This is a genomic window from Pseudomonas sp. SDO5532_S415 (genome assembly GCF_054071155.1).
In genome coordinates this window covers 1-7,461 of sequence record NZ_JBSVWS010000227.1, presented here as the reverse complement: position 1 = coordinate 7,461, position 7,461 = coordinate 1, and the positions used below count along the sequence as shown (strand labels likewise).

Here is a 7,461-nt window from a genome sequence, read left to right as displayed (position 1 = left end):
GTGGGAGCGAGCTTTTTGGCGAGTGGGGTGGATCATTCAACGTTGACACAGACTGACATACCGCTTTCGCGAGCAGGCTCGCTCCCACAGGTTATGCATTCGCCTGGAAACATGGATCAAGGGGTGGCGGGGAGCAAGAACCGCGCAATGACCGGCAAATGATCGGAAATACGCAACGTATCGTCCTGCCGGACCATCGCCTCGACACGTTTGATGCGAGGGCTGTAAAACAGGTAATCAACGGTGCGGTCCGGGCCGTTCAGTCCCGGGTCGTTGGGGTAGTGGGTCAGCCAGCGGGCGCGGTCGATGCCGCTGGCTTCATTGTTGGTGGGGATCATCGGGTATTTGTCCCACAGGGCGTGCAAGGCGCTGTCGGCGGTGTAGGGCGTGCGTTGCTCACTGGGCAGGCGCTGGTATTGCCCCAGCGGCAACAGATTGAAATCGCCGCCGATCAGCCAGGGCGTACCGCGGCTTTCGAACTTGTCGAGGACTTTGGCCACGGCGGAAATCTGCGTTTGCAGTGTCTCGTCCGGTTGCGTCACGCGGTCCAGGTGGGTGTTGAGCACGGCCAGTTGACCGCCGTCGCTCAACGGCAGGTAGGCGACCAGCAAGGCGTTTTTCGGTTGAAACTGGCGGTTGATCAGATTGCTCGGGGCGACCGGTAATTGCAGGCGCTGGGCATGATCGATCTGATAACGGCTCAAGGTCGCCAGTTGCCGGCCAACGCTGCCGAAGATATGGGGATCGGGAACGAAGTCAGCCTTCCAGTCGAAGGCGTGGACGCTGCAGGGATACAGATCGGCGACCCGTTCCAGCAGCAGTTTGAGCTGGTTCTGGTAATCGCTGGCCTTGGCGCCGTCATCCAGTTCCTGCAACAGCACCACGTCCGGTTGTTCGTCGCGAATCACCCGTGCCACTTCATCAAGGCTGAAGGCCATGTCTTCGGGGGTAGGGGCATCGTCGGCGCCGGCTGCCAGGTCATTCCAGAATACGTAACGCTTTCCCGACAGGTACTGGACGTTCCAGGTCATCACCTTCAGCGCCTGGCCGGGCGCCAGGGACGGTGCCCGGGTACTGCAACTGACCGGCAGCACCTCCCTGGCTTCGGGGCGCCAGGTCAGGCTGTAGATCATCACGCCGGCCAGACCGATGACCATCAGCAATCCCAGCAAGGTGTAGCGCAGTAGTCGGGTCATGGCTCGGCTTTTAGCGTTACGGAAATTGACCCCGAGCATACCCGACTGACGGTCGGTCGCCCAAGGTCAGAGTGGCCCGTCGATTTTTTCCGGCACTTCGCTGATCAGCATGAACAGACGGAAGATGACCACGCTGGTGAACAGTTGCAGGAAGCTGTGGGCGCTGTCGATCAGCAGCGAGATCACCGGGTTCTGCGGCTCGGGATAGACCGCCAGCGTCGCGCCCTTGAGCAGCCACAACGGTGCCATCACGCACAGAATGCACACCAGGATGCGCATGAAATGGCCGCGGGTCAGGCGCAGGCTTTCCTTCATCGCCGCCAGTGGCGCCAGGCCACGCAAGACCAGCAGGTACTCACCGAACGCCAGGGTCACCATCAGCCAGATGCCTGGCAGGAAGTACAGCGACAGGCCCAGCAGAATCAGCAGGGTGTTGAGGGCGGTCAGCAGGGCGAATCGCGGCCACAGGTAGGCGGATCGCGACAGCAGCTCGCGGTTGCCTGGCGATTCGCCACGGCTGCGGGCATCGAGAAACAGGATCAACGCGGCGGTGTACAGCGGATAAACCAGCAGGCCGACCATCACACTGATGCCGGGGAAACTGTCCGGCTCGGTGGAGCGGTCGACCACTTGTTGCAACAGGGCTTCGACGATCACCAGCGGCAGGCACAGCCGCACGATCTGGCCCAGATTGCGCTTGAAGAAATACAGGGAGTCACGCAGTACATCGAACGGATTCATCAGTCGGTATCGCAGGTTGAAAGCAGTGGCTCACTTTAACCGATGAAGTGGAGGAGGGCGCAAACGTAAACGTTCGGTAAAGGTCATTGAAACAACTTGTTTCAGTCTCCATTAAGGTCGAGCACCTTATCCTGAGTGGGAAAGGGCAACGATTTCCCCGGCAATCTACGAGGTCGCCATGAACAACGAAGAACAAACCCTGATCGATGGACTGTTTTCCCGGCTGCAGCAGGCCGAAGCGGACTCAGCCCCGCGCGATGCCCAGGCCGAGGCGCGGATCAAGGAACACCTGACTCGCCAGCCCGCGGCAGGTTATTTCATGACCCAGGCGATCCTGGTGCAAGAGGCGGCGATCAAAAGCCTCGATGAACAGAACCGACAACTGACCGCGCAAATTCAGCAATTGCAGGCTGACCTGCAACAGGCGAAGGCGCAGACAGCGACTCCGGCGCCGAGCAGCGGAGGTTTTCTGTCGAGCATTTTCGGCAGTGGCACCCGTGATCCACAGCCTGCGCCAAACCGAAGTGCGCCAGTGTCGAACGGTGGCGGCTGGCAAGAGCCGGGGCGGTCCTCATTCAATTCGCAGCCGCCGCAGCAGAATTTCGGTGCCTCGCCGCAACAGAACTACGCGCCACAACAACAGATGCCTGCAGCAGGCAGCAGCTTCCTCGGCGGCGCGCTGAAAACCGCGGCCGGGGTGGCGGGTGGCGTGATGCTGGCACAAGGCATCAGCAGCCTGTTCCATCACAATCAGCAACCGCAGGAAGTCGTCGAAGTCATCAAGGACGAGCCGGCCCAGGTCAACGACCAAAGTAACAATGGCTGGGGCGACGATCAGCGCATGGCCGGTAACGATTCCTACGGCAATGATCAGGGCGGTTTTACCGACGCCGACTACAGCGATGACAATTCATCGTTCTTTGGTGGCGACGACGATTCCTTCGTCTGATTCAAGCTGTCAGATCTAGCACCTAACCCTGTGGCGAGGGAGCTTGTCGGGTCGCCGCACCGTCCCGTTGGGCTGCGCAGCAGCCCCCTTCTTTCGAAGCAGAGAGCGGGGGCCGCTTCGCAACCCAGCGCGAGCAAGCTCGCTCGCCACAGGTTGTCATCTCGCAGGGCTGCCATTCGTCCGAGGTTGCCAGGTGCCTACGGCCGATTTTTCGCGGAACCCTCCTTCGGACTGGCATACTGGGCGACTTTCGGGCCAGGGGCCTGATCCTGTCTGCGCACCAAGGGGATGTTGCGGTGAAGAAAATCGCTGTGTTCGCCGATGTCCAGAACCTCTATTACACCGTGCGTCAGGCCTACGGTTGCCACTTCAACTATGCCGCGCTGTGGGCTGAAATCAGCAAGCAGGGGCAGATCGTCGAGGCCTATGCCTACGCCATCGATCGTGGCGACAGCAAACAGCAGCAGTTCCAGCAGATCCTGCGCAACCTGGGCTTCACCGTGAAGCTCAAGCCCTACATCCAGCGCAGCGATGGCTCGGCCAAGGGCGACTGGGACGTGGGTATCACCCTCGACATCATGGATGCGGCGGACCATGTCGACGAAGTGGTATTGGCCTCCGGCGATGGAGATTTCGACATGCTGCTGGAGCGCATCATCAGCAAGCACGGCATTCAGGCGGTAGCCTATGGCGTGCCGGGCCTGACCGCCAACTCGCTGATCCGCGCCGCCAGCCGCTACGTGCCGATCGAAGGCGCCTTGCTGCTCAAGAATTGATTTTTACGGAGTTGAAACAGGTTTGGAACGCATTGCAGTCATCGACTTTGAAACCACCGGGATCTCCCCGAGCAGCAGCTGCCGGGCCACGGAAATTGCCGTGGTGATTCTTGAACAGGGGCGCATCGTCGAGCGTTACCAGAGCCTGATGAATGCCGGCGTACGCGTCCCGGCGTTCATCGAGCAACTCACCGGTATAAGTAACGCCATGCTGCGCACCGCGCCCTCGGCGGAGCAGGTGATGAACGAGGTCAACGAATTCGTCGGCACCACGCCTTTGCTGGCGCACAACGCCGCGTTCGACCAGAAGTTCTGGGACTTCGAGCTGGGGCGGATCAAACGCACCCGCCTGCAGAACTTCGCCTGTTCGCTGCTACTGGCCCGTCGCCTGATGCCCGCCGCACCGAACCACAAACTCGGCACCCTTACGACCTTCGCCAACCTGCCCCACACCGGCAAGGCCCACCGAGCGATGGCCGATGCGGAAATGGCCGCCAACCTGACGGCGCACCTGGCTGAAGAGCTGCGGCAAAAACATGGTTTGCGCGAGCTGTCCCATGATTTGCTGTGCAAGTTGCAGAAAGTGCCGGCGGCGAAGGTGGGCGAACATCTCAAGCGTTATCGCGGGTTCTGACCGTAGGTTCCTTGTGGGAGCGAGCCTGCTCGCGAAAGAAATTGATCATTCAACATTGATGTCGACTGACACTCCGCTTTCGCGAGCAGGCTCGCTCCCACAGGGGATCACCTGCAAACATCAAATCGCCTTGCCATTCCCTTCCAGTTGCCCCAACGGCACGCGCTTTTCTATCGCGCTCGACAACACAATCGACGTCTTGCTGAACCCAAACTGCGCGACACGATTGATCAGCTCTTCCAGCTCCGGCATCGAGCCCACCGCTGCCTGCATGATCACGCACGGGTCGCCGGTCACCCGGTGGCATTCGGTGAGTTGTGGGATTTGGATCAGGTCGTCATAGGCTTTCTGGTTGCCGTGCTGGTTCAGGCGCAGTTCGATGACGCACCGGATCGGCAGGCCGACCTTGGACATATCGACTTTCGCCTGGTAACCGGTGATGACGCCGCTGGCTTCGAGTTTGGCCACGCGCTCGGCCACGGCCGGGGCCGACAGGTTGACCTTGCGCGCCAGGTCGGCGTAGGACGCGCGACCGTTTTCCAGCAGGGCGCTGAGGAGCATGCGGTCGTACTTATCCATCGTGCTGACTCCTGAAAAATGACGGACTTTCGAAAGCACGGTTTATAGCCTTGAACTCCGTGTTTTGAAAAGTGTACTGGCGCTTTAAACAGGTTTTGTAACTTATTTTCCAGCGCCAGCCTTTCTAGAATAGCCGTTTACCTGTTCTGCCTGTGAGCTGCCCATCATGTCCGGCCTACGTCGCTTTCCCTTACCGTTGATCGCTGCCTTTTTCGCTTTGTACGTGATTTGGGGCTCGACTTATCTGGTGATCCGCATCGGTGTGGAGTACTGGCCGCCCTTGTTGCTCGCGGGCATCCGCTTCGTCATCGCCGGCACCTTGATGTATGCCTTCCTGCGCTGGCGCGGGGCGCCGGCGCCGACTTGGGCGCAATGGAAAGCCGCCGGGATCATCGGGGTATTGCTTCTGGCATGCGGCAACGGCGCGGTCAGCGTGGCCGAGCACACCGGCGTCGCTTCCGGCGTGGCCGCGCTGGCGGTGGCGACGGTGCCGCTGTTTACCTTGCTCTGTGGCTATTTCTGGGGCGCGCGCAATACCCGTCTCGAATGGGCTGGCGTCGCGCTGGGAATGATCGGCATCGTCATGCTCAACCTGGGCTCCAACCTGCAATCGAGCCCATTGGGCGCCGCCTTGCTGATTTTTGCCGCGGCCACCTGGGCCTTCGGCTCGGTGTGGAGCAAACACTTGCCGTTGCCTGAGGGGGCAATGGCCAGTGCCGTGGAAATGCTGGTGGGTGGCGTGGTGTTGCTGATCGGTAGTGCGGTCAGCGGCGAGCATCTGGAAAAGATGCCGCCGATCGAAGGCTGGGCCGCGCTGGCGTACCTGACCGTGTTCGGTTCGATCATCGCCTTCAACGCTTACATGTACCTGTTGAAACACGTACGTCCGGCGGCGGCCACCAGTTATGCCTACGTCAACCCTGCCGTGGCGGTGTTGCTGGGGATCGTGTTTGTCGGTGAGACGATCGGTATCGAGGAAGCACTGGCGATGCTGGTGATCATCAGCGCGGTGGTGCTGATTGGCCTGCCGCAGTGGCGAAGGACACCACATCAGCCTGTGGCGAAGGTCGTGCCGACGGTGGTGCCGACAGAATCCCGTGTGAATTAGGGTAAACTGCGCGCCATTGCATCTTGTTTTGAACAATCCGCGCTGAATTCCCTACGGTACTTCCATGACTTTCGCCACCCTTGGCCTGATCGAACCCTTGTTGCGCTCTCTTGAGAAGCTCGGCTACCAGACTCCGACGCCGGTTCAGGCGCAAGCCATTCCGGCGGTGCTGGCCGGTCGCGACCTGATGGCCGCGGCCCAGACCGGCACCGGCAAGACCGCCGGTTTCGCCTTGCCACTCCTGCAATTGCTGGCCATGGAAGGGCCGAAAGTCAGCGCCAACTCGGTTCGCGCGCTGATCCTGGTGCCGACCCGCGAACTGGCCGAGCAGGTTCACGAAGCCGTGCGCCAGTACGCCGAGAACCTGCCATTGCGCACCTATGCGGTGTACGGCGGCGTCAGCATCAACCCGCAAATGATGAAGCTGCGCAGTGGCGTCGATCTGTTGGTCGCCACGCCGGGCCGATTGCTCGACCTGTTCCGCCAGAACGCGCTGAAGTTCAACCAGTTGCAAACCCTGGTACTGGACGAAGCCGACCGCATGCTCGATCTGGGTTTTTCCGAAGAACTGGCGAACATCTACAAGGCGCTGCCGAAGAAACGTCAGACCCTGTTGTTCTCCGCGACCTTCTCCGACGACATTCGCCTGTTAGCCGGGCAAATGCTCAACGATCCGCTGAGCATCGAAGTCAGCCCACGCAACGTGGCGGCCAACACCGTCAAGCAGTGGGTGGTGACGGTGGACAAGAAGCGCAAGCCGGAGCTGTTTGTGCACTTGATGCGCAAGGGCAAGTGGAAGCAGGTGCTGGTGTTCGCCAAGACCCGCAACGGCGTGGACGCGCTGGTGGAAAAACTCCAGGGCCTGGGCATCAATGCCGACGGCATCCACGGCGACAAACCCCAGGCGACTCGTCAGCGTGCGCTGGACCGCTTCAAACTCAGCGAAGTACAGATCCTGGTCGCCACCGACGTTGCGGCCCGTGGCCTGGATATCGAAGATTTGCCGCTGGTGGTCAATTTCGACTTGCCGATCGTGGCCGAGGACTACATTCACCGGATCGGCCGTACCGGTCGTGCGGGATCCACCGGCGAGGCGATTTCTCTGGTGTGTGCCGATGAAGTGAATCTGCTGTCGGCTATCGAGATGCTGACCCGTCAGACCTTGAAGCGTCAGAACGAGCCGGACTTCGAGCCCGAGCACCGCGTGCCGGATACCGATGCCAGTGGTCAGGTGATCAAGAAGCCGAAAAAACCGAAGAAGCCAAAGGCTTCCGGTGGTGGCGGTAAACGCAATCTGGGCAAGTGGGTGGATAGCGGTGAGGCTTCGCCACCGGAGCCGTCGGTCAAGCCTGTGCGGAAAGTGCCGGTGTTCAATACCGGGCCGCGTAAGCGTAAGCCTTGATTAACTGCGGCGTCTGTTAGGCCCTCATCGCCAGCAGGCTGGCTCCCACAGGGGATTTGTGTCGTTCACAAAAAAC

8 protein-coding genes are annotated in these 7,461 nt (G+C 60.6%); 5 read left to right on the top strand and 3 right to left on the bottom strand.

Annotation, left to right across the window (positions count from 1 at the left end):
* Positions 1 to 116: 116 nt before the first annotated feature.
* Together ACW9HW_RS27675 and ACW9HW_RS27670 are read right to left on the bottom strand one after the other, a co-directional pair.
* Entirely contained in the window at positions 117 to 1,196 is a 1,080-nt protein-coding gene (locus ACW9HW_RS27675) for an endonuclease/exonuclease/phosphatase family protein (protein WP_095196682.1), read from the bottom strand.
* 66 nt (positions 1,197 to 1,262) lie between these two features.
* Positions 1,263 to 1,937: a YciC family protein gene (locus tag ACW9HW_RS27670; protein WP_095196681.1), complete on the bottom strand. Its 675-nt coding sequence runs from the start codon at positions 1,935 to 1,937 to the stop codon at positions 1,263 to 1,265.
* A gap of 178 nt (positions 1,938 to 2,115) precedes the next feature.
* On the opposite strand from ACW9HW_RS27670, the gene ACW9HW_RS27665 reads away from it, so the two are divergent.
* The 3 genes from ACW9HW_RS27665 (at position 2,116) to ACW9HW_RS27655 (ending at position 4,296) form a co-directional block, all read left to right on the top strand.
* Entirely contained in the window at positions 2,116 to 2,886 is a 771-nt protein-coding gene (locus ACW9HW_RS27665) for a DUF2076 domain-containing protein (protein WP_457402487.1), read from the top strand.
* 296 nt (positions 2,887 to 3,182) lie between these two features.
* Positions 3,183 to 3,662 carry a LabA-like NYN domain-containing protein gene (locus tag ACW9HW_RS27660; RefSeq protein WP_095196679.1) on the top strand — a complete coding sequence of 160 codons (480 nt, stop codon included), beginning with the start codon at positions 3,183 to 3,185 and terminating at the stop codon, positions 3,660 to 3,662.
* 22 nt (positions 3,663 to 3,684) lie between these two features.
* Positions 3,685 to 4,296, top strand: a complete 612-nt coding sequence (locus ACW9HW_RS27655) for a 3'-5' exonuclease (RefSeq protein WP_103396515.1) — start codon at positions 3,685 to 3,687, stop codon at positions 4,294 to 4,296.
* A 120-nt stretch (positions 4,297 to 4,416) separates the two neighbouring features.
* Here the strand turns inward: ACW9HW_RS27655 and ACW9HW_RS27650 are convergent, their stop codons facing one another.
* Positions 4,417 to 4,875: an Lrp/AsnC family transcriptional regulator gene (locus ACW9HW_RS27650; protein WP_095196677.1), complete on the bottom strand. Its 459-nt coding sequence runs from the start codon at positions 4,873 to 4,875 to the stop codon at positions 4,417 to 4,419.
* A gap of 166 nt (positions 4,876 to 5,041) precedes the next feature.
* Between ACW9HW_RS27650 and yedA the strand changes: the two genes are divergently transcribed.
* Complete coding sequence (yedA, locus tag ACW9HW_RS27645; RefSeq protein ID WP_095196676.1) at positions 5,042 to 5,983, top strand: drug/metabolite exporter YedA; 942 nt, start codon at positions 5,042 to 5,044, stop codon at positions 5,981 to 5,983.
* Between the two features lie 64 nt (positions 5,984 to 6,047).
* A complete protein-coding gene (locus tag ACW9HW_RS27640; RefSeq protein ID WP_457402483.1) occupies positions 6,048 to 7,385 on the top strand; it encodes a DEAD/DEAH box helicase in 1,338 nt (445 codons plus the stop codon).
* Positions 7,386 to 7,461: the final 76 nt, after the last annotated feature.

Excerpts from the sequence above, each read along its gene's own strand:
- ACW9HW_RS27650 (WP_095196677.1), bottom strand. The coding sequence starts at position 4,875 with ATGGATAAGTACGACCGCATGCTCCTCAGCGCCCTGCTGGAAAACGGT.
- ACW9HW_RS27670 (WP_095196681.1), bottom strand. The coding sequence starts at position 1,937 with ATGAATCCGTTCGATGTACTGCGTGACTCCCTGTATTTCTTCAAGCGC.
- ACW9HW_RS27640 (WP_457402483.1), top strand. The coding sequence starts at position 6,048 with ATGACTTTCGCCACCCTTGGCCTGATCGAACCCTTGTTGCGCTCTCTT.
- ACW9HW_RS27665 (WP_457402487.1), top strand. The coding sequence starts at position 2,116 with ATGAACAACGAAGAACAAACCCTGATCGATGGACTGTTTTCCCGGCTG.
- ACW9HW_RS27675 (WP_095196682.1), bottom strand. The coding sequence starts at position 1,196 with ATGACCCGACTACTGCGCTACACCTTGCTGGGATTGCTGATGGTCATC.
- yedA (WP_095196676.1), top strand. The coding sequence starts at position 5,042 with ATGTCCGGCCTACGTCGCTTTCCCTTACCGTTGATCGCTGCCTTTTTC.